Consider the following 21,739-nt stretch of genomic DNA (forward strand, 5'->3'; position numbering starts at 1 on the left):
CCGCCGCGGCTAGCATTTCAACAAGTTCGCGCTGCTCGCGCTTGCGCAGCACCATGCACCGTGTGCATAGGAGTGCTGACTGCGCCGGGATGCACGGATTGCATGCCCGCGCGGTGCCGCGAGCGGCCATCCGCGCGCGGCACCGCGCAGTTCGCCCGGTGATCTGCCCGCCGCTTCGCGCCCACTCCACCCCGGGTGCGTCCCGCGGGCGCGCGCTGGTAGGGGTTCTCGCCTTGGACTGGGACAAGATCCGGATCTTCCTCAACGTCGCGGAGGCGGGGAGCTTCACCAAGGCGGGTGACGATATCGGGCTCAGCCAATCGGCGGTGAGCCGCCAGATCAGTGCCCTGGAGCGCGAGCTGAAGGCGCCGCTGTTCCACCGCCATGCCCGCGGCCTGCTGCTGACCGAGCAGGGCGACCTGCTGTTCCGCGCCGCGCGAGATATGAAGCTGCGCCTGGAGAATACCCGGGCCCGGCTCGTGGAGACCTCTGAGCGGCCGACCGGCGATCTCAAGGTGACCACCACGGTCGGCCTCGGCACGTCCTGGCTGTCGCAGCGTGTGGGCGAGTTCCTCGACCTCTACCCGGACGTGCGCATCGAGCTGATCCTGACCAACGAGGAGCTCGATCTGGCCATGCGCGAGGCCGACGTGGCGATTCGCATGCGGCGCCCGGCGCAGCCGGACCTGATCCAGCGGCGGCTGTTCACCGTGCACTACCACGCCTTCGCGAGCCCGGATTACGTCAAGCGCTTCGGCGAGCCCAAGACCATCGAGGAGCTCGACGACCACCGCCTCGTCTCCTTCGGCGGCAACGAGCCCTCGTACCTGCTGGCCGCCCACTGGCTCGCCGATGCCGGCCGCGAGGGTCGCGAGCGTCGCCAGGTTCACCTGACGGTGAACAATATCGGCGCCCTGCAACGCGCGATGGAGGCCGGCGCCGGCATCGGCATCCTGCCCGACTACGCGGTGGATGGCGGGCAGCAACTCGTGCAGGTGTTGCGCGAGACCGAGATGCCGAGCCTCGAGAGTTACCTCGTCTACGCCGAGGAGATGCGCTCGGTCGCCCGCGTGCAGGCGTTCCGCGACTTCCTCGTCTCGAAGGCGCAGCGCTGGACCTACTGAGCATCCGATGGTTGACTCCGCCTCCTCACGGAGACGATTCGATGCGCGCTGCTCTCTACGCTCTGATCCTCGTCGCGGGACCGACCGGCGTGATGGCGGATGACTGCGCGGAAGCTTGGTACCAGCGCAACCTGATCTACAAGCAGGCGGGCTACTGCTTCAGCACGCCGCGGGCGATCCGAACCTTCGGCAACGCCGATTGCCGGTACGACGCCATGGATCGCGTGCCGCTCTCGCGGCAGGAGCAGGCGACCGTGGCGGATCTGCAGGCCTTCGAACGGGCCCACGCCTGCCCGCGCTAGTCCGCGGGCCGTCGAGGGGGACGGCTGGGCGGCGTCGGGGCCGCGTTGTCGAAACGGGAGCCGCCCCGGCGCCGACGCGGCTCCACCGGGTCCGCCTCAGACGAACAGGCGCTCGCCTTCGAGGCCCTTGTAGAGGCCGGCGACCTGCTCGCCGTAGCCGTTGTAGATCAGCGTCGGCACCCGCTGGTCGGTGCCGAGGACGCGCTCCGTCGCCTGGCTCCAGCGCGGGTGCGGCACGGCCGGGTTCACGTTGGCCCAGAAGCCGTACTCGGAGGCCTGCAGCCCCTCCCAGAAGGTCTTCGGCCGATCGGCGGTGAACGAGATCTTCACCAACGACTTGGCCGATTTGAACCCGTATTTCCACGGCACCGCGAGGCGGATCGGTGCGCCGAACTGGTTGGGCAGCGGCTTGCCGTAGATTCCCGTCACCATGAAGGCGAGGTCGTTGCCGGCCTCCGCCAGAGTCAGGCCTTCCGTGTAGGGCCAGGGATAGAAGAAGGCCCGCTGGCCGGGCGCCATCGCCTTGTCCAGGAAGGTCTCGAAGCGGATGTACTTCGCGCCGGAGGTGGGCTTGGCGAGCGCCACGAGCTTCGCCAGCGGGAAGCCGGTCCACGGCACCGCCATCGACCACGCCTCGACGCAGCGGTGGCGGTAGAGCCGCTCCTCCAGGCCGACCTTCCGGATCAGGTCGTCGACGCCGATCTCGAACGGCTTCTCCACGAGGCCGTCGATCTTCAGCGTCCAGGGCTGCGTCTTGAGGGCGTTGGCCGCCGGCAGCACGGTCTTCGACGTGCCGAACTCGTAGAAATTGTTGTAGTCGGCGCTGAAGCGCTCCGGAGTCAGCGGGCGATCGAGCGTGTAGGCGGAGTTCTGCGGCGCCGGGTAGAGCGCCTGGTCGCCCGCGGCCGCCCAGGCGGCGCGGCCGCCCAGGAGCGAGCCGGCCGCCAGACCGGCCGCGCCGCCGATCAGGGTCCGCCGATCGAGGAAGACGGCCTCCGGCGTCGCCAGATGGTCCGGTATCTCCCAGCCGCGCCTGCGCTTGATCAACATGGCCGTCTCCTCGGATCTCCTGCGCGCACAACCCACAGATCGGCCGCGGCCGACAGGGGCACAAGCGCCGCAGCCTCACCTTTCGGCGAACGGCCCGCAGGGGTTACACCGCCCGCGAGCGGCACGGGGCCGCAGGCGCCGAGCCGCCGCGCCGGCGACTCTCAGGCCGGCGGCGTCTCGTCGCGCAGCATCCGCCGCAGCACCTTGCCGACATTGGTCTTCGGCAGGGTCTCGTGGAGCACCACGCGGCGGGGCACTTTGTAGCCGGTGAGTTGTGTGCGCGCGTGCGCCCGCAGGACATCGATGGAGACCGCCGGGTCCTTCAGGACCACGTGGGCCACCACCATCTCGCCGGTCTCCTCGCTCGGCGCGCCGACCACGGCGCATTCGAGCACGGCCGGATGAGCCGCCAGCACATCCTCGACCTCGTTCGGATAGACGTTGAAGCCGGAGACGAGGATCATGTCCTTCATCCGGTCGACGATCCGGACCTGCCCGTCCGCCTGCAGGATCGCGACGTCGCCGGTCCGGAAGAACCCGTCCGCGGTCATCGCCCGCGCGGTCTCCTCCGGCCGGTTCCAGTAGCCGCGCATCACCTGCGGGCCGCGCACGCAGATCTCGCCCGGCTGCCCGTTCGGGAGGGAGGCACCGGAGATGTCGCGGATCGAGACTTCTGTCGACGGCAGCGGGTAGCCGATCGTGCCGGAGAAGTCGCGCATGCCCCGCGGGTTGACGCACACGACCGGCGAGGTCTCGGACAGGCCGTAGCCTTCGATGATCGTGTTGCCGGTCAGGGCCTTCCAGCGCTCGGCCACGGCGCGCTGGACGGCCGTGCCGCCGCCGACCACGAAGTCGAGGTTGGCGAAATCCACCGTTCCGATCTTCGGGTGGTTGATCAGCACGTTGAACAGGGTGTTCACGCCCATCAGGTGGGTGAAGCGCGTGCGACTCAGCGTCTTGACCATGCCGTCGCAGTCGCGCGGATTGGGGATCAGCAGGCAGGAGCCGCCGCTGCGCATGAACTGGAAGAAGCACGCGGTGAGCGCGAAGATGTGGTAGAGCGGCAGGGCCGTGACCACGCAGCGCGTGACGCTCGGATCCTTCGAGTTGAACCAGAGCTGCGACTGCTCGACATTCGCCATGATGTTGCGGTGGCTCAGCATCGCCGCCTTGGCGATGCCCGTCGTGCCCCCGGTATACTGCAGGAAGGCGAGATCTTCCGGCTCCACCGCTGCCGAGACGCGCGGCAGCGACCGGCCCCGGCGGAGCACCGTGGCGAAGGGGATCGCGAGGCCCTCGGGCAGGCGGAACGCCGGCACCGCCTTGCGGACGTGCCGGCTCGCGAGGTTGATCACCTGCCCCTTGAGCCCGAGCCCGTCGCCCGGGCCCACGAGGACGACCCGCTCCAGAGCCACGTCCGGCAGGGCCGCGGCGATCGTGGCACCGAAATTCTCCAGGACGATCAGGATCCGCGCGCCGGAATCGCCGATCTGCTGGGCGCATTCGCGGGGCGTGTAGAGTGGGTTGGTGTTGACCACCGTCCCGCCTGCCAGGAGCACGCCGAAGATCGCCACCGCGTAGGCGGGGACGTTCGGCAGCATGATCGCCACGCGGTCGCCCTTCGCCAGCCCCTGTCCCCGCAGCCAAGCAGCGAGGTCGCGCGCCTGCTGGCCGAGCGTTGCGTAGGTCATGGTCGAGCCGAAGCACAGCATCGCCGGCCGGCCCGCGAAGGCGGTCACGCTGGTCTCGAACAGGTCGACCAGGGTCCCGAGGCCCGCGACGTCGATCTCCGCCGGGACGCCGGGCGGATAGGCGGCCAGCCAGGGCCGGTCGGAGGCCCCGTTGCCCGGCGCGCCCGGCATCGCTCCGGCGGTGGCGGCTTGAGCGCCGTGCTCCATCACGTTCGCCTGATGCATCGCGATGCCTCCCGCGGGCCCGACTCTCGGGGGCCGAGTCCCGCAACGCCTGTCGCGCCGACTCTGCGGGAACGGAGGCCGGCCCGCAAGGCAGGCGGCTCAGAGGGCTGGACGATGCCGGAGCAATGTCGCCAGCGCGGCGTGCGGCAGAGCCGCGGCGACCAGCAGGCCGGCGGCGAGTGCGGCCTCCTCCGGCCGCATCGCGCGGCGGGGCCAGGGGCCGACACCGAGGTCGCCCGCGAGTCCGATCAGGATCGCGCCGAACCACAGGGCCAGGAAGGCGAGCGCCCCGTACACGATCCGGCGCAGGCGCGGCCGCAGGGGCCGGTTGGCCGCGATCGCGAACAGGCCGAGGACGCCGCCGAACATCAGGGCGCCGACGGCTGTGCCGAGCCCGTAGGCCAGCCACAGGGGCTGGTGGGTGAGGAAGGCCATGCCGCCGGTCGCGAAGGCACCGCGCAGGACGAGGCCGCCGAAGGTCGGGTAGAGCCCGGCGGCGAGGAGCGCGGCCGCGCCCGCGAGGCCGAACACGAGCCGGCGCGGTGCGGAGGCCGGGCCCGGGCCCGTCGCCACCCGCGCGAGGTGCCCGAGCCCGTAGACCAGCGCGAACGCGAAGAGCGGGTAGCGGCCGATGAAGTAGCCGAAGATCCAGGGCTCGAGCGCCTCCGGCACGGCGTCGCGCTGGCTCAGCCCGGTCGCCGCGACGAGCGCCAGGGCGGCCAGCATGGCGAGGATCGGCCCCGCCGCCGCCAGCGGGCCGCCGCGGCGGCCCCCGGACGTCCCGGCGCCCGGGCCGGCCCGGTCGAGCGCGGCGTTGGCGTGTGCGGCCATGCTGGGATCGCCCGGACAGGCGCGCGGCGTCAGGAGCGCCGCGGCCGCCTCAGCGGGCCTCGTAATGGTCGCGGATCAGCCGGTCGAGGAGGCGCACGCCCCAGCCCGCGCCCCAGCTGCGGTTGATCTCGCTGGCGTTCGACGACATCGCGACGCCGGCGATGTCGAGATGCGCCCACGGCACGTCCTCGACGTAGCGCTTGATGAACGAGGCCGCGGTGGCGGCGCCGCCGTGGCGGCCACCGGTGTTCTTCATGTCGGCGAACTTGGAATCGATCGCCTTGTCGTAGGCGGGGATCAGCGGCATCCGCCACACCTTCTCGCCGGTCGCCTCGCCGGCGGCGTGAATGTTGCCCGCCAGCGTGTCGTCGTTCGAGAACATGCCGGCGATGTCCTGACCGAGGGCCACGATGATCGCGCCGGTCAGCGTCGCGAGGTCGACGATCGCCTTGGGCTTCGTGCTGCGGATGACGTGGGTGATCACGTCGGCCAGCACCAGACGGCCCTCGGCGTCGGTGTTGATCACCTCGATGGTCTGGCCGGACATGGAGGTCAGGATGTCGGACGGGCGGTACGCGCCACCGTCCGGCATGTTCTCCACGATGCCGATGGCGCCGACCACGTTGCAGCGCGCCTTGCGGGCCGCCAGCGCGTGGAGCGCCCCGACCACGGCGGCGGCGCCGCCCATGTCGCCCTTCATGTCCTCCATGCCGCCGCCCGGCTTGATCGAGACGCCGCCGGAATCGAACACGACGCCCTTGCCGATCAGGGCGACGGGCGCCTCGGCCGCGGGGCCGCCGTTCCAGCGCATGATCACGATCCGCGGCTCCCGGGCCGAGCCCTGCGCCACCGCGAGCAGCGCGCCCATGCCGAGCTCCCGCATCCGGGCCGGCTCCAGCACCTCGATCTCGACGCCGAGCTTGGCGAGCTCCGAGGCGCGGCGGGCGAATTCCGCCGGGAAGAGCACGTTCGGCGGCTCGTTCACGAGGTCGCGGGCCAGGATCACGCCGTCCGACAGGCTCCGGGCGCCCTCGCCCTCGCGGGCGGCCGCGCCGTGATCGGCGAGCAGCAGGGTCAGCGCGGTGACGGACTTGTCGTCGGCGTCGGGCTTCTTCTTGGTCTTGTAGCGGTCGAACGCGTAGGTCCGCAGGCGCGCGCCGAGGGCGAACTCGCCGGCCTGCGCCGCCGTGACCGTCGTGCCGGGCCAGTCGAGCACGACCCGGGCGGTCCGTCCCGCCACCTTGCTCGCGGTGAAGCCGCCGAGCGCCGGCCAGTCGGTCTTGGCCCGGTCCTTCTCGGAGCCGAGACCCACGACCACGAGGCGGTCGGCACCGACGCCCGCCGGCGCCGGCAGGGACAGGGCGCTGAGCGAGCGGCCCTTGAACTTCTCCGAAGCCGCCGCGCGGGCCACGAGATCGGCCCCTGAGGCGCCCAGCGCCTCGCGGGCCGCCGACCCGAGCGACAGGTCATCGCCGACGAAGACCACGAGATCGCCGGATCCGCCGGGGCCCTGGCCGCTCTGCTCCAGGGGACCGAAACCGATCTCGATACCGTCCGCCATACCCGTCGCCCTGCCCGTTATCCCGGAGCCGTACTACGCACCCGCGCGCCACGGCGCGGGCCATCCGCCCTGTGTAGCCGCTGAGACGGAGAACGCAACGCGGCGTGACAGCCCTGGAATCGCCCCTTTTGTCGGGTCCCTGCCGCCCCGAGGGCGCGAGAGGACGAGCGGGACTGCCGGGCCGATGAGGCAGATCGAGCGCTACATCTTCCGGATCGCCCTGGGCGCCACCCTCGCCTGCCTGATCGGGCTGACGGGCACCATCTGGCTGACGCAGGCCCTGCGCGAGCTCGATCTCGTGACCGCCAAGGGCCAGACGCTGCTGGTCTTTCTCTTCGTCACGGGCCTGTCGCTGCCGACCCTCGTCGTCGTCATCGCCCCCGTGGCGCTGTTCATCGGCACGATCTACGCGCTCAACAAGTTGAACGGCGATTCCGAGCTGATCGTCATGTCGGCGGCCGGGATGCCGCCGCGCTCGCTGCTGCGGCCCTTCCTCACCCTGGCGCTGTTCGTCAGCTTCCTGGTGGGGTTCCTGGTCGTGGTGGTGATGCCCGCGAGCTTCCAGGAGCTGCGCGACGTGATCACCCGGGTGCGCGGCGACTTCATCGCGAACGTCGTCAAGGAAGGGCAGTTCACCCAGCTCGACAACGGCATCACCTTCCACTTCCGCGAGCGCGGACCGGGCGGCACGCTCAAGGGGCTGTTCATCCAGGACCGGCGCGAGGCGGGCAAGACCAAGGTCTACCTCGCCGAGCGCGGCAACGCGGTCGACGTCGACGGCCAGAGCTACCTGATCCTGGAGAACGGCAGCGTCCACCAGCAGCAGAGGGAGTCGCGCGATTCCTCGATCCTGACCTTCGAGCGCTACACGATCGACCTCGCGGCCTTCGCGCCCCCGGATTCGGACACGATCTACAAGCCGCGCGAGCGCTCGACGGCGCAGCTCCTGTTCCCCGACACGACAGAGGGCTACTACAAGCTGCAGAAGGGCCGGTTCCGGGCCGAGCTGCACGACCGCCTCTCGGCCTGCCTCTACCCGCTCGCCCTGGTCTTCATCGCCTTCGCGGCCCTGGGTGATCCCCGCACGACCCGGCAGGGGCGCGGCCTCGCCATCGCGGGCGCGATCGTCGCCGTCGTGGCGCTGCGCATCGGCGGCTTCGCGGCGGTCAGCGCCGCCGCGCGCAGCCCCGCGGCAGTCCTGGCGGTCTACGGCGTGCCGCTTGTCGCGATCCTCCTGTCGAGCCTTCTCATCTTCTACGGCCCCCGGGTGCGCGCGTTCAACGCCGCCCTGGCCCGCGCCGTCCGCGGGCGGTTCCGCGGTCCGCGCCTCGCGCCGGCGGCCTGATTCCGATGATGCTGATCGGCCCCACCCTCGGGCGGTACTTCGCCGCCCGCTTCCTCCGCACGGTGCTCGGCGTCTTCGTCACCGTGTTCGCGCTGGTCTACACCCTCGACTTCGTCGAGCTGCTCCGCCGCGCCGGCGAGGCCCAGGGCGCGTCCGCGGGCCTGATGGCGCAGCTCTCGCTCTACCGCACCCCCGCGGTGGCGGAGGGCGTGCTCCCCTTCGCGGTCCTGTTCGGCTCCATGGCGGCCCTGCTCCAGCTGTCGCGCAAGCTGGAGCTGGTGGTCGCCCGCGCGGCCGGGATCTCGGCCTGGCAGTTCCTGCAGCCCGGCCTCTTCGTGGCCCTCGCCCTCGGCGCCCTGGCGGTCGGCGTCTACAACCCGGTCTCGGCGATGCTGAAGCAGCGCTCCACCGAGATCGAGGCGAAGATCTTCGCCAAATCCACCAAGGCGAGTTCGGGCAAGGACCTGTGGATCCGGCAGAAGGGCCTCGACGGCGAGGCGATCCTCCGCGCCGAGACCGCCGTCGAAGGTACGACCACCCTGGCGGGAGTATCGGTCTTCACCTTCGACGCGGCCGGGAAGTTCGCCGAGCAGCTCGTCGCGGCCCGCGCCATGCTCCACGACGGCTACTGGGAGCTCTCCGATGTGCGCGTTCTCACACCGGACGCACCGCCCGAGTCGTTCGACACGTATCTGATCGCCTCGAACCTCGACCCCGGGCAGGTCCGGCAGCGCTTCACCCCCCCGGAATCTGTGCCTTTCTGGCAACTTCCCACAACCATCGCGCGGACCGAGCGGGCCGGTTTGGACGCCACCCGCTACCGTCTCCAGTACGACGTCCTGTGGGCGCGGCCGGTGCTGTTCGTGGCCATGGTCATCGTCGCCGCAACCGTTTCCTTACGGTTCTTCCGCTTTGGTGGGGTCGGTAAACTCGTCCTCGGTGGCGTCGCGGCCGGCTTCGCTCTCTACGTGGTCCGACAGGTCATGGAGGGGCTCGGAGCGTCCGGACTCGTCGCCGCACCGGTGGCGGCCTGGTTCCCGGCCGTGGTAGGCAGTCTTCTCGGTACGCTCACGCTTCTGTACCAGGAAGACGGCTGACTTCCGCGATCCTTCGCGGGACGGGAGACGGGTGTTGAGGTTGGTGGCGGCAGACGTCACAGGGGTTGGGACGCGCGTTGCGTAAGGTCGCCGACATCCTGCGGAAGGCTGGTTTCCGGGCCGCGCTGGCGCTCGCCGCGCCGCTGGCGGGGGGCCTGTCCGCCCATGCCCAGGGCCTGCCCGCCGTCGCGGCCGGCAAGCCCGGCGACAAGCTGCTCGTCGAGGCCGACGAGCTGATCTACGACAACGACCGCGGCACAGTGACGGCGCGGGGCAACGCCGAGCTGCATTACGGCCCGCGGACCCTGCAAGCCGACCGCGTGCGCTACGACCGGAATTCCGGCCGGGTCTTCGCCGAGGGCAATGTCCGCCTCACCGAGGCCGACGGCGGCGTCGTGACCGGCGCGCGCATGGAACTCACCGACGACTTCAAGACCGGCTTCGTCGACGCTTTCCGCGGCCAGCAGACCGTCCAGCGCAAGTTCGAGACGGTGCGCACCCGGTTCTCCGCGCCGCGGGCCGAGCGCCTGAACGGCGAGCAGACCAGCTTCGAGTCCGGCAGCTACACGGCCTGCGAGCCGTGCAAGGACAACCCTGAGACGCCGCCGCTGTGGCAGATCAAGGCGAAGAAGATCATCCACGACAACGAGACCCACACGGTCTACTTCGACGATTCGACGCTCGAGATCGCCGGCATCCCGGTGGCCTACCTGCCGTATTTCGAGGCGCCGGACCCGACGGTGAAGCGCAAGACCGGCTTCCTGACGCCGCGCTTCGTCACGACGACCGCGCTCGGCAACGGCGTGTCGCTCCCGTACTTCATCAACCTCGCGCCGAGCTACGACCTGACGCTGACGCCGACCCTGCTCAGCCGCCAGGGCCTGCTCGCGCAGGGCGAGTTCCGCCAGCGGATCGACAACGGCTTCTACAACATCCGCCTGTCGGGCATCTCGCAGACGACGCCCTCGGCCTTCCTCCCGAGCCCGCTCGGCGCCGGCGAGCGGGACTTCCGCGGCTCGGTCGAATCGCAGGGCCGGTTCTACATCAACCCGCGCTGGCGCACGGGCTGGGACCTCGTCGGTGTGACAGACAAGTGGTTCCTCGACAATTACCGGATCCGCAACCAGAACATCACCACGGACTATTTCCGCGAGGCGACCTCGACCGCCTTCCTGATCGGCCAGGGCGACCGCTCGTGGTTCGAGGCCCGGGGCTACTACTTCAAGGGCCTGTCGAGCTTCGATTGGCAGAAGCAGCAGCCGATCGTCGCGCCGGTGATCGACTACGACAAGCGGGTCAACGGTCCTTCGGAGATCGGCGGCGAGGTGCGCTTCCAGGCGAACATCACCAGCCTGACCCGCGAGACGACCCAGTACCAGGGCCTGCCGCGGACCTCGAGCTACCTGTTCTCGCCGAGCGTCAACGGCGTCAGCTTCCCGCTCTACCAGACCTGCACGGTCTTCCAGCGCGGCCTGTGCGCCATCGACGGGCTGGCCGGCACCAACACCCGCGCCTCCGCGGAGCTGTCCTGGCGCCGGAGCTTCATCGACGACTGGGGCCAGAAGTTCACGCCGTTCGCGTACCTGCGCACCGACGCGTTCTTCACCAACCCGAGCTTCTCGGGCTACCAGAACGACTTGGCCCCGCAGGTCGCCAAGATCGACGACGGCTTCGCCGGGCGGGTCATGCCGGCGGTCGGCCTCGACTACCGCTACCCGTTCGTCGCCAATTTCGGCGCGCTCGGCGTCCACACCCTGGAGCCGATCGGCCAGATCATCGCGCGTCCGTCCGAGACCCGGATCGGCCGCCTGCCGAACGAGGACGCGCAGAGCCTCGTCTTCGACGACACCTCGCTGTTCGAGTGGGACAAGTTCTCGGGCTACGACCGGGTCGAGGGCGGCGTGCGCACCAACCTCGGCGGCCAGTACTCCGTCGTGACGCCGTCGGGCTGGTACGCGAACGTCCTGTTCGGCGAGTCCATCCAGCTCGCGGGCGTCAACTCGTTCCGCCGGGGCGACATCGCCAATGTCGGCCTGGATTCCGGGCTCGAGACGCAGCGGTCGGACTTCGTCGGCCGCTTCCAGGTCTCGCCGAACCAGAACATCACGTTCATCAGCCGGGCCCGGTTCAACCAGTCCGACTTCCACGTGGCGCGGTTCGAGACCGGCGCGACGGCGCGGTTCGCGCCGTTCCTGCCGCTCACCGTCTCGGCCTTCTACTCGTACTACGAGGCGCAGCCGCTGCTGGGCTACAGCCACTACCGCGAGGGCATCACCGCCACCGCGACCTACAACATCACGCCGAACTGGTTCGTGTCGGGCTCGCTGCTCGTCGACCTGACCCACTACCTCGACGTGCGCAACACCTACACGGACGCGCTGAGCTCGTACCTGGCAAACCCGATCGGGACGGTGCCGATCTACCAGAACCCGGGCCGCTTCTACCTGTCGGGCGCGAGCTTCGGCGGCGGCTACCAGGATGAGTGCACCACCGTCTCGCTGAACTACATCAACTCGCCGATCGCCACCGCGACGGGCGTGCGCGAGCGCAACCAGACGGTGCTGCTGCGGGTCGAGCTGAAGACGCTGGGTGAGGCCGACCTGCGCCAGAACGTCGGCACCGCCACCACCGCGGACGGCATCGCCTCGGTGCGGTGAGGAACCGGGACCGGCGGCGCTCCGTTTCGGCGCCGCGTCCGTCGCGGTCCCATCCCGCGCCGAGCGGCGGGATCCGGCTCCGCGCACGGCCGCGCTCCGCGGAGGATGCGCCCGCGCCGCGCGGGCGCTATAGAGCGCCCATGCCGCCCCTCGCCCTCACCCTCGGAGATCCCGCCGGCATCGGTCCGGAGCTGGCGCTCAGCGCGTGGCTCGGTCGGGGCGGCGCAGATCCGCTGCCGCCCTTCTTCCTCGTGGCCGACCCGGACTTCGTCGAGCGCCTCGCTCACCGCCTCGACCGTCCCGTGCCGGTGGCGGAGGTGGATCCCGAGACCGCCGCCGAGGTGTTCCCGCGCGCGCTCCCCGTGGTGCCCCTGCCGAGCGGCGCCCGCGTCGCCGCCGAGCCGGGCGTACCCGATTCGGTGAATGCCGGCGCGACCATCGAGTCGATCACCGCGGCGGTGGAGTTCGTGAAGGCCGGGCGCGCGGGCGCGGTGGTGACCAACCCGATCGCCAAGTTCGTGCTGACCCGGACGGGCTTCGCCCATCCCGGCCACACCGAGTTCCTGGCCGCCCTCGCGGTGCCGCCCGGCGTGACGCCGCCCCGGCCGGTGATGATGATCTGGAGCGCAGGCCTCTCGGTGGTGCCGGTGACGATCCACGTCCCGCTGAAGGACGTGCCGGACCTGCTCACCCAGGAGCTCGTCGAGGAGACCGCCGCGATCGTCGCCCGCGACCTGCGGGAGCGGTTCGGCCTGCCCGAGCCGCGCCTCGTCCTCGCGGGTCTGAACCCGCACGCGGGCGAGGCCGGGACGATCGGCCACGAGGACCGCGACGTCCTCGCCCCCGCGGTGGCACGGCTGCGGGCGCGGGGCATCGACATCCGCGGGCCACTCCCCGCCGACACCCTGTTCCACGCCCGCGCCCGTGAGACCTACGACGTCGCCCTCGCACCGACGCACGACCAGGCCCTCATCCCGATCAAGACGATCGCGTTCGACGACGGCGTGAACGTCACCCTCGGCCTGCCGTTCGTGCGCACCTCCCCGGACCACGGCACGGCCTTCGACATCGCCGGTAAGGGCGTCGCCCGGCCCGACAGCCTCGTGGCGGCCCTGCGCCTCGCCGACCGGCTGGCCGCCAACGCGGCGGCGCAGGACGAGGCCCCCGGCGGGGCCGAGATCATCCCGTTCAGCGTCTATGCCGGCCGGCCGCGCCCTGCGGGGGCCCGCCATTTCGATCCCGAGGACGAGCTGTGAGGGACCCAGCATGAGCGCCGGGGACTTGCTTCCGCCGCTGCGCGAGGTGGTCGCCCGCCACGGCCTGGAGCCGAAGAAGGCGCTCGGCCAGAACTTCCTCTACGACCTCAACCTGACCGGGCGGATCGCCCGGGCCGCCGGTCCCCTCGCGGGCGTGACGGTGGTGGAGGTCGGTCCGGGACCCGGCGGCCTCACGCGCGCGCTCCTCGCCGAGGGGGCCGCCCGCGTGGTGGCGATCGAGCGCGACCCGCGGGCGCTCCCGGCGCTCGCCGAGATCGCCGCCCACTATCCGGGACGCCTCGAGGTGGTCGACGCCGACGCCCTCGCCTTCGATCCGCGGCCGCTGGTGGGCGACGCCCCGGCGCGGATCGTCGCCAATCTGCCCTACAATGTCGGCACGGCCCTGCTCACCGGCTGGCTCGACGGGGAGGCTTGGCCGCCCTGGTGGGATCAGGCCGTGCTGATGTTCCAGCGGGAGGTGGCCGAGCGGATCGTCGCCGGCCCGGAGGAGCGGGCCGATTACGGCCGGCTCGGCGTCCTGTGCGGCTGGCGCACGGAGGCCGAGATCCTGTTCGACGTCAGCCCCTCGGCTTTCGTGCCGCCGCCGAAGGTCACGTCGAGCGTGGTTCGGCTGGTGCCCCGCGCCCAGCCCCTGCCGTGCCGCGCCGGCGCGCTCGAGGCCGTCACCCGCGCGGCCTTCGGCCAGCGCCGGAAGATGCTGCGCCAGAGCCTCAAGGCCTTGACCCCCGCGGCCGGCGACCTGCTGGCCGCCGCCGGCCTGTCCGAGACCGCGCGGGCCGAGGAGATCCCGGTGGCGGGCTTCGTCGATCTCGCCAATCGGTGGGACGCGCACAGAAAGGCCGGCGCCCCGGTGGGGACGCCGGCCTGAATGAGCATCGTGACTCCGGCCCGAAGGCCGGAGCGCGATCGGATCACCGGGTCTGCTGGATCGCCGAGAGCACCCAGCCGCGGCCGGGCTGGCGCAGGAACGTCCAGAGCTCCGTCGCCTCGGACGAGTCCGTGGAGACGACGCGGCCGCTCGACCGCTCGATCATCACGTCCTTGAGGGCGTAGCGCATGGCCACGGTCGCGTAGTCGGTGCGGTCCTCGCCCCAGGCCTCCGCGAGGTCGCCCTGCAGCAGCTTCACGTCCGAGATCTTGTTCACCACGCCGCGGGCCGCGTTGCCGCGCAGCTCCTCGTCGAAGTAGCCGACCATCTCGGGCGTCGACAGGTTACCCAGGGTCACCCGATCCTCGCGGGAATAGGCGTCCTGAATGTCGCCGAGCAGGCGCTCGAAGGCCTGGTAATCGGCCGGTCCGATCTGCACCGGGCGCGTCTGCGGCGGGCGCTGCCCACCGCCGAACATGCCGCCGGCGGCGGGGCCGCCCGGAGCGCCGCCCATCGGGCCGCGGGCGCCCGGCTGATCGTCGAGCGACGTGCGGGCGTAGGGCGCGCCGGCGCCGGCCGGCTCGTTCCGGCGGCGGAAGAACCGCAGGGCCAGCATCACCACCAGCACGACGAGCCCGACCTGGAACAGCAGGCCGATCATCGAGGCGAGGCCGCCGAGGCCGCCGAAGAAGCCGCCGCCGAGCAGCGCGCCGATCAGGCCGGCGCCGAGCAGGCCCGCGAAGAACCCGCCGCCGAAACGGCGACCCTGCGCGGCCGGAGCCTGCATGCCTGGGCTGCCCATGCCGGGCGACGGCGCGGTCTGGGAGCGCTGCATCGTCATGCCGCCGCCCGGAGCGGTCGGCGTGGCGGAGGGCGCCGTGTAGGTGCGCGATCCGCGGGACCCGAAGGACCCACCGCCGCCCGGACGGGCTTCCGCGACGGGCGCCGCGACGGTCAGCGCAGCGGCCAGCGCCAGGAGGGCGGCCACACGCCGGCGGCGCGAAATCTCAGTAAACATGTACACGCCTCAGAGGACGAGAACCGGATGGCGCGGAGCGCCAGTGACGATATGGGAACGGTCGGGCGGCGGTTTTAGTCCAGACCGCCGTCGCCCGAACGACGTTTTCCACCGGATCGTCGCGCCGCCCGGACGACGCTCTCGCCGAGGCCGCTCTCCGGGACGGCGCGGCTCTAGTGGAGCGTGCGCTCGGGCGCGGCCGGGAAGGACAGGCGGACCTGCGTCCCCTCCCCGCTCCGGCTGTCGAGGGTGATGGTCCCGTTCTGCCGCTTCATCAGCCCGTGCACGATCGCGAGGCCCGCGCCGCGCCCCGCCTCGTGGCTGGTCTGGAACGGTGCGAGGGCCCGGGCCAGCATCTCGGGGGACATGCCCTGCCCGGTGTCGCCCACCGCGATCCCGACGCTGCCCTGGCCCGGCTGCTGCAGGGACCGGTCGCCGGGCTCTATCCGGAAGGTCGACAGGGTCAGGGTCCCGCCCGACGGCATGGCCTCGCAGGCATTGGCGACGAGATGACGCAGGGCGAACTCGATCTGCGTCGGATTGCTGATCGCCCGCGGCAGGCCCGGCGTCGCCGCCACAGTGAGGCGGATGCCGGGCGGCAGGTCGGGTTCGAGGCGCCCGGCGAGGTCGGCCACGATGGCGTCGAGGTCGACCGACCGGACGTCGGGCGCGATGCGGCGGGAATAGGCGAGCAGGTGCCGGGTCAGGATCGCCGCGCGCTCGGTGGCGTCGGCCGAGCGGGCGATCGCCCGCTGGACGAACGGCTCCTGCCGGTCCCCGAGCCGCCGCTTGAGGCCGTCGATGTAGCCGATCAGGATCTGCAGGAAGTTGTTGAACTCGTGGGCGACGCTGTTGGTCAGGAGCCCCAGGGCCTCGCGCTGGCGGGAGAGCGCGAGCGCGCCCTCCGCCTCCCGCCGGGCCGTCTCGTCGCGGATCTGGCCGATCCGGAACGGGGTCCCGGGCAGGGGCGCGGTCTCCAGGCGGGCCCAGAAGCTCGTCCCGTCCGCGCGAGCCGCCAGGAAATCCTGAGGCTCGGCGCCGGCGGGATCGAGCGGCGCCGTGCGCTGCGCCAGGATCAGGTCGAGCCCCTGCGCCACGAGTCGCTCCGCCGAGTAGCCGGCGAGCTCCTCCAGGGCGGGATTGGCGTGGCGGACACGGCCCTGCGGATCGAGCAGGAGGCTGGGCGTCGGCAGCGCGTCCAGGAGCGTGCGGGCCTCGTCCGCGAGCGGCGCGGCTTCGGCCGCGCTGTGATCCGTCCCGGGCTGCGCCATGCTGCGTTCGCGCTCAGCGGATGCGGAAGGTCCGCGACGGGCCAGCGATAGCGATGAACGGCCTCACGGCCAAGCGCCGAACCACCGTGACCCGTCCGGGCACCGCCTACTGGCGCACCCACATCACCCGCGCCATCCAGGCCACCTCGCCGAGGTTCAGGACCCGGTCCTCGTGCTCGGGGTTCAGGGAGGCCAGTTCCACGGTCCGGGCGGTGCGCCGCCGCAGCTCCTTGGCCAGGACCTCGCCGCCGTGCAAACGGACAACGACGCGATCGCCCTTGCGGACGCTGGCCGTGGGCGACACGATCAGAACGTCGCCGTCCCGGAACAGCGGCAGCATGGAATCGCCCTGGATCTCCAGCGCGAAGGCCCGCTCCTCGCCGAGATCCGGAAACTCGATCTCCTCCCAGCCGGCGCCGCCGGTGGGCATGCCCTCGTCGGTGAACAGGCGGCCGGCCCCGGCCTGCGTCAGGCCGATCAGCGGGACCATCGTGCGAGCGGGGATTTCGCGCGCCTCGATGAGCCGCAGGAACTCGTCGAGGCTCGATCCGGTGGCGGCCAGGACCTTCGACACGGATTCGGTGGACGGCCAGCGCTTGCGGCCGTCGGCGCCCACGCGCTTCGACCGGTTGAAGCTGGTCGCGTCGAGGCCGGCACGGCGGGCGAGGCCCGAGGCCGAGTAGCCGTGGCGCTCGGCGAGCCGGTCGATGGCGTTCCAGATCTGCTCGTGCGACAGCATAGCGGGCTCGGAAGCTCACCCTGAGCGGGCCGGCACCCCCGTCTCACCAGCCGGAATCCGGCTGCCTCGGAGGCACGGAGACGGTTCGCCCGCCGGGTCCGTTCGACACCCGCCGGGTACGCGCGGAGATACTTGACAATTTGCTTTCCGGATCCGCTCTGCCGGTCCGGACAGGGCAGTGTGACGTCCAGCCTAGTCGTAGGAAAGTAGAACTACGGGCGGCAGATTGCAATCGCTCCTCGAATCACGCGCGGCGCGGCGCGGTTGCCGCCGCGGCCGGGCGCCTCTATCGCAGCGTCGTTTCGGGGGAGCTTCGATGCCGCTCATCTACAAGATCTGTCCGCGCGCCCTGTGGCGCGAGGCCGAGGCCGCGGGCCGGTTCACGGGCGCGCCGGTCGATCACCAGGACGGCTTCATCCACTTCTCCACGGCCGCCCAGGTCGCCGAGACGGCGGCCCGTCACTTCGCCGGCCAGGACGACCTGCTCCTCGTCGCGGTCGAGGCCGACGCGCTGGGCGACGGCCTGCGCTACGAGCCGTCGCGCGGCGGCGACCTGTTCCCGCACCTCTACGGCCCGCTGCCGCTCTCCGCCGTGGTCGCGGTGGACGATATGCCGCTGGGCGCCGACGGCCGGCACGCCTTCCCGGCCGGGATCCTGCCGGCATGATCGCGGCCGCCTTCCCCCTCGTCCGACCGCTGCTGCACCGCCTCGACGCGGAGCGCGCGCACGACCTGACCCTCGCCGCCCTGGCGCTCCTGCCCGCGGGCCCGCGGCCGGCGGACGACCCGCGCCTCGCCGTCGACCTGCTGGGCCGCCGCTTCCCCAACCCGGTCGGCCTCGCGGCCGGATTCGACAAGGGCGCGCGCGTGCCCGACGCGCTATTGGGCCTCGGCTTCGGCTTCGTCGAGGTGGGCGGGGTCGTCCCGCGGCCCCAGCCCGGCAACCCCCGGCCGCGGGTGTTCCGCCTCGCCGCCGACCGCGCCGTGATCAACCGCTTCGGCCTCAACAGCGAGGGGCTGCAGGTGGTGGCCGACAGGCTCCGCGTCCGGAAGGGCCGGCCCGGGATCGTCGGTGTCAACATCGGTGCGAACAAGGACTCCGCCGACCGCCTCGCCGACTACGCCGCCTGCACCGCCACCCTGGCCCCGCTCGTCGACTTCGTCACGGTCAACGTCTCCTCGCCCAACACGCCGGGCCTGCGCGACCTCCAGGGTGAGGCCTTCCTCGACGAGCTGCTCGCCCGCACGGTCGAGGCCCGGGACGCGGCGGGTGCCGGCGCGGCGATCCTCCTCAAGATCGCCCCCGACATGGCGCTGGACGCCCTCGATGCGGTCTGCGCCACGGCGCAGCGGCGCGGGGTCCAGGCCCTCGTCGTGTCGAACACCACGGTGGCCCGCCCGGCGAGCCTGCGCGAGCAGGGCCTCGCCCGGGAGACCGGCGGCCTCTCGGGGCGGCCGCTCTTCGGTCCGGCGACCCGGATGCTCGCCCAGACGCGCCTGCGCGTCGGGGAGACGCTGCCGCTCATCGGCGTCGGCGGCGTGGATTCGGCCGAGGCGGCCTGGACCAAGATCCGGGCCGGCGCGAGCCTCGTGCAGCTCTACTCGGCCTTGGTCTACGAGGGGCCGGGCCTGGTCGGGCGCATCAAGGACGGGCTCCTGCGGCGCATGAATGAGGCCGGCGTCGCCTCTCTCCGGCGGGCCGTCGGGCGCGACGCCGCCGATCTGGCCCGCGGAGATTGAGCGGCCGCGGCGCGGTGCAGCCGGTCTCGCACCGCCGCGGATCGCGTCGCCGGCCATGGCGCGCGTGAACGGGGCCGGGCAGACAAGTTTTTTTGCGGGGGCAGTTTAGAAAGGCTTTGCACAGCGGGAGCTTAGCCTGTGCCCCGTGCATGAGGGGCCTGCGCCGGCACGCCGTTGTGAGAGACCTGGAGAGACGCTTATCTCGCGGTTGCGAGACACATCGCGTCAGCCAATCCAGGACGGTTCATGGCCCAGTCTGAAGGGTCCACCAAGCGCTCCTCCGCCGCCGGCGGCTGGGGTGCTCTGAAGAGCTGCGGCAAGCACCTGCTCGGCAGCCGCGCCCCCCTCACCGGCGCCCGCGCGCTGCTGAAGGCGAACCAGCCCGACGGGTTCGACTGCCCCGGCTGCGCCTGGGGCGACCCGGAGCACGGCTCGTCCTTCGAGTTCTGCGAGAATGGCGTGAAGGCGGTCTCCTGGGAGGCGACCGACAAGCGCACGACGCCGTCCTTCTTCGCCAAGCACACCCTGACCGAGCTGCGCGGCTGGAGCGACTACGCCCTGGAGGGCCAGGGCCGCCTGACGCACCCGATGCGCTACGACGCGGCGAGCGACCGCTACCTGCCGGTGAGCTGGGACGAGGCCTTCGCGGAGATCGGCGCGACCCTGCGCGGGCTCGACCATCCGGACCAGGCCGAGTTCTACACGTCGGGCCGGGCCTCCAACGAGGCGGCGTACCTGTACCAGCTCTTCGCCCGCGCCTACGGGACCAACAACTTCCCCGACTGCTCGAACATGTGCCACGAGGCGAGCGGCGTCGCGCTGATCGACGCGATCGGCATCGGCAAGGGCACGGTCCTGCTGGAGGATTTCGAGAAGGCGGACGCGATCTTCTGCGTCGGCCAGAATCCCGGCACCAACCATCCGCGGATGCTCGGCGACCTGCGCCGGGCGGCGGAGCGCGGCGCCAAGGTCGTGGTGCTGAACCCGGTCCGCGAGCGGGGCCTGGAGCGCTTCGCCGACCCGCAGAACACCGTCGAGATGCTCCGCGGCGCCAGCCGCCCCATCGCCAGCCACTACCTGCAGCCGCGCTCGGGCGGCGACATGGCGGCCTTCCGGGGCATCGCCAAGGTCGTGTTCGCGCGCGACGCCGAGGCGCTCGCGGCCGGCCGGCCCTCGCTCCTCGACCGCGCCTTCCTGGAGCACCACACCGCCGGGCTCGACGCGTATCGCGCCGCCGTCGAGGCGACGTCCTGGGACGCGATCCTCGATCAGTCGGGCCTGACCATGGACGAGATCGCCGCGATGGCGGACGTCTATCTCGGCGCCCAGCGGGTCATCGCCACCTGGGCCATGGGCGTGACCCAGCACCGGCACTCGGTGGCGACGATCCGGGAGATCGCCAACCTGCTGTTCCTGCGCGGCCATATCGGCCGGCCCGGCGCGGGCCTTTGCCCGGTGCGCGGCCATTCCAACGTGCAGGGCGACCGCACGGTCGGCATCAACGAGCGCCCCTCCGCCGCCTTCCTGGATTCCCTGGAGCGCCATTTCGGGCTCGCCATGCCGCGCCGGCACGGCCACAACGTCCTGGCGGCGATCCGCGCCATGCGGGACGGCACGTCGAAGGCCTTCATCGGGCTCGGCGGCAACTTCCTCCGGGCGACGCCCGACACGCCGGTCGTGGCGCAGGCGCTGGCCTCGTGCCGGCTCACCGTGCACATCGCCACGAAGCTCAACCACGCCCATCTCGTGCCCGGCGCGGTCGGCTACCTGCTCCCCTGCCTCGGCCGCACCGAGATCGACCGGGGCGCCGAGGGCAAGATCCAGATCGTGACCGTCGAGGATTCGATGAGCATGGTCCACGGGTCGGGCGGCATCAACAAGCCGGCCTCGAAGGAGCTGCGCTCCGAGATCGCCATCATCGCCGGCATGGCGCAGGCCACCGTCGGCTCCGCCGCCATCGACTGGGCCGGGTTCGCCGCCGATTACGACCGGATCCGCGAGGCGATCGCCGCCACGATCCCGGGCTTCACCGGCTACAACACCCGGGTGCGCAAGCCGCGCGGCTTCATGCTGCGCAACCTCGCCGCCGAGCGGGTGTTCGAGACGGTCACGGGCCGGGCCAACTTCTCGGCCGACGCCCTCCCGACCGAGACCGAGCATCAGGCCGCCCGGAAGACCCGAGACACCTACGTGTTGCAGACCTTCCGCAGCCACGACCAGTACAACACGACGATTTACGGCCTGGATGACCGCTACCGCGGCGTTTACGGCGAGCGCCGCGTGATCTTCGCCCACCCGGACGACCTCGCGGAGATCCGCGACCGGCTCGGCGATCGGGTCGACGTCGTCGGCACGCACGACGACGGCATCACCCGCCGGGCGGAGGATTTCCGCCTCGTGCCGTTCGACATGCCGCGGGGCGCCCTGGCTGGCTACTACCCGGAGCTGAACGTGCTGGTGCCGCTCTCGACCTTCGGCGAGAAAAGCGACACGCCGACCTCCAAGTCGGTTCTGGTCACCCTGCAGGCGCGCGCGGCGGCGTGAGCGGGGGGCCCGACGAGGCGGCGTTCGTCGCCGCACTCGACCGGGTCTCGGCCGCCCGGCCGGATCTCGACCCGCTGGCGGCGGGCCTCGTGGCGGCGCTGGACCTCGGCCTTCCGGGCGACAGCCGCGCCTTCGCCCGCACCTTCGGGGTGGAGCACGCCCTCGTGCTGCGCGCCCTCTCGGGCCTGGAGGAGGCCGGGCTCGTCGCCGTCACGGCGCGCGACGGGCGCACGCAGCGGACGCGCTACACGACCTCCGGTTCACGAGCTTCGGTGCCGTCGCCTCCGGCGTCATCGCGCGCGTAGCGCAGTGACCTGGGCAGCGCGATGCCGCAGAGCGTGGCGCTGCTGGATGGCCTCGCCCCGCTCGCAGGGTCGGATGTTAACCGACATCGGACGG

The 21,739-nt window shown here is 71.7% G+C and carries 18 protein-coding genes; 11 read left to right on the forward strand and 7 right to left on the reverse strand.

Going from position 1 to position 21,739, the window contains the following annotated elements; translation table 11 throughout:
- Positions 1 to 233 precede the first annotated feature (233 nt).
- Positions 234 to 1,124 carry a LysR family transcriptional regulator gene (locus tag ACTJK8_RS08150; protein ID WP_012317569.1) on the forward strand — a complete coding sequence of 297 codons (891 nt, stop codon included), beginning with the start codon at positions 234 to 236 and terminating at the stop codon, positions 1,122 to 1,124.
- Positions 1,125 to 1,165: 41 nt separating this feature from the next.
- Positions 1,166 to 1,426 (forward strand): YARHG domain-containing protein, encoded by a 261-nt coding sequence (locus ACTJK8_RS08155; RefSeq protein ID WP_012317568.1) that lies wholly within the window; start codon positions 1,166 to 1,168, stop codon positions 1,424 to 1,426.
- A 96-nt stretch (positions 1,427 to 1,522) separates the two neighbouring features.
- Here the strand turns inward: ACTJK8_RS08155 and msrP are convergent, their stop codons facing one another.
- The 4 genes from msrP to ACTJK8_RS08175 all read right to left on the reverse strand — a co-directional run bounded on the left by msrP (position 1,523) and on the right by ACTJK8_RS08175 (position 6,784).
- On the reverse strand, positions 1,523 to 2,476 hold the full coding sequence (gene msrP / locus ACTJK8_RS08160; RefSeq protein ID WP_059408451.1) for a protein-methionine-sulfoxide reductase catalytic subunit MsrP: 954 nt from the start codon (positions 2,474 to 2,476) through the stop codon (positions 1,523 to 1,525).
- A 161-nt stretch (positions 2,477 to 2,637) separates the two neighbouring features.
- On the reverse strand, positions 2,638 to 4,392 hold the full coding sequence (locus tag ACTJK8_RS08165; protein WP_029358434.1) for an AMP-binding protein: 1,755 nt from the start codon (positions 4,390 to 4,392) through the stop codon (positions 2,638 to 2,640).
- Positions 4,393 to 4,491: 99 nt separating this feature from the next.
- Positions 4,492 to 5,223 (reverse strand): hypothetical protein, encoded by a 732-nt coding sequence (locus ACTJK8_RS08170; protein ID WP_440761774.1) that lies wholly within the window; start codon positions 5,221 to 5,223, stop codon positions 4,492 to 4,494.
- Positions 5,224 to 5,272: 49 nt separating this feature from the next.
- Positions 5,273 to 6,784, reverse strand: coding sequence for a leucyl aminopeptidase (locus tag ACTJK8_RS08175; RefSeq protein ID WP_043073116.1), 1,512 nt, complete (start codon positions 6,782 to 6,784; stop codon positions 5,273 to 5,275).
- A 184-nt stretch (positions 6,785 to 6,968) separates the two neighbouring features.
- On the opposite strand from ACTJK8_RS08175, the gene lptF reads away from it, so the two are divergent.
- The 5 genes from lptF to rsmA all read left to right on the forward strand — a co-directional run bounded on the left by lptF (position 6,969) and on the right by rsmA (position 14,028).
- On the forward strand, positions 6,969 to 8,129 hold the full coding sequence (lptF, locus tag ACTJK8_RS08180) for an LPS export ABC transporter permease LptF (protein ID WP_440761775.1): 1,161 nt from the start codon (positions 6,969 to 6,971) through the stop codon (positions 8,127 to 8,129).
- An 8-nt stretch (positions 8,130 to 8,137) separates the two neighbouring features.
- A complete protein-coding gene (gene lptG / locus ACTJK8_RS08185; protein WP_024831071.1) occupies positions 8,138 to 9,226 on the forward strand; it encodes an LPS export ABC transporter permease LptG in 1,089 nt (362 codons plus the stop codon).
- 77 nt (positions 9,227 to 9,303) lie between these two features.
- Positions 9,304 to 11,883, forward strand: a complete 2,580-nt coding sequence (locus tag ACTJK8_RS08190) for an LPS-assembly protein LptD (protein WP_012317561.1) — start codon at positions 9,304 to 9,306, stop codon at positions 11,881 to 11,883.
- A gap of 140 nt (positions 11,884 to 12,023) precedes the next feature.
- Positions 12,024 to 13,139, forward strand: coding sequence for a 4-hydroxythreonine-4-phosphate dehydrogenase PdxA (gene pdxA / locus ACTJK8_RS08195; protein WP_070998547.1), 1,116 nt, complete (start codon positions 12,024 to 12,026; stop codon positions 13,137 to 13,139).
- Positions 13,140 to 13,149: 10 nt separating this feature from the next.
- A complete protein-coding gene (gene rsmA, locus ACTJK8_RS08200; protein ID WP_440761776.1) occupies positions 13,150 to 14,028 on the forward strand; it encodes a 16S rRNA (adenine(1518)-N(6)/adenine(1519)-N(6))-dimethyltransferase RsmA in 879 nt (292 codons plus the stop codon).
- 43 nt (positions 14,029 to 14,071) lie between these two features.
- On the opposite strand, the gene ACTJK8_RS08205 is transcribed toward rsmA, so the two are convergent.
- From ACTJK8_RS08205 to ACTJK8_RS08215, 3 genes are all read right to left on the reverse strand, one after another.
- The gene (locus ACTJK8_RS08205; RefSeq protein ID WP_029358422.1) at positions 14,072 to 15,046 is read right to left on the reverse strand and encodes a TIM44-like domain-containing protein; all 975 of its coding nucleotides are present in this window, start codon (positions 15,044 to 15,046) and stop codon (positions 14,072 to 14,074) included.
- A gap of 173 nt (positions 15,047 to 15,219) precedes the next feature.
- Positions 15,220 to 16,317, reverse strand: coding sequence for a two-component system sensor histidine kinase NtrB (locus tag ACTJK8_RS08210; protein ID WP_076729397.1), 1,098 nt, complete (start codon positions 16,315 to 16,317; stop codon positions 15,220 to 15,222).
- 106 nt (positions 16,318 to 16,423) lie between these two features.
- Positions 16,424 to 17,056, reverse strand: a complete 633-nt coding sequence (locus ACTJK8_RS08215) for a S24 family peptidase (RefSeq protein ID WP_012317556.1) — start codon at positions 17,054 to 17,056, stop codon at positions 16,424 to 16,426.
- Between the two features lie 316 nt (positions 17,057 to 17,372).
- Here ACTJK8_RS08215 and ACTJK8_RS08220 point away from each other — a divergent pair, with 316 nt between their 5' ends.
- The 4 genes from ACTJK8_RS08220 (at position 17,373) to ACTJK8_RS08235 (ending at position 21,645) form a co-directional block, all read left to right on the forward strand.
- Positions 17,373 to 17,723 (forward strand): DUF952 domain-containing protein, encoded by a 351-nt coding sequence (locus tag ACTJK8_RS08220; RefSeq protein ID WP_059408456.1) that lies wholly within the window; start codon positions 17,373 to 17,375, stop codon positions 17,721 to 17,723.
- A complete protein-coding gene (locus ACTJK8_RS08225) occupies positions 17,720 to 18,796 on the forward strand; it encodes a quinone-dependent dihydroorotate dehydrogenase (protein ID WP_440761777.1) in 1,077 nt (358 codons plus the stop codon). Before ACTJK8_RS08220 ends, ACTJK8_RS08225 begins: the two co-directional genes overlap by 4 nt.
- Before the next feature lie 246 nt (positions 18,797 to 19,042).
- Positions 19,043 to 21,340, forward strand: a complete 2,298-nt coding sequence (locus tag ACTJK8_RS08230; RefSeq protein ID WP_076729395.1) for an FdhF/YdeP family oxidoreductase — start codon at positions 19,043 to 19,045, stop codon at positions 21,338 to 21,340.
- Positions 21,337 to 21,645, forward strand: coding sequence for a MarR family transcriptional regulator (locus ACTJK8_RS08235; RefSeq protein WP_059408459.1), 309 nt, complete (start codon positions 21,337 to 21,339; stop codon positions 21,643 to 21,645). Before ACTJK8_RS08230 ends, ACTJK8_RS08235 begins: the two co-directional genes overlap by 4 nt.
- The last annotated feature ends 94 nt before the right edge of the window (positions 21,646 to 21,739 follow it).

This window comes from Methylobacterium sp. 22177 (assembly GCF_052045615.1).
Classification (GTDB): Bacteria; Pseudomonadota; Alphaproteobacteria; order Rhizobiales; family Beijerinckiaceae; genus Methylobacterium; species Methylobacterium radiotolerans.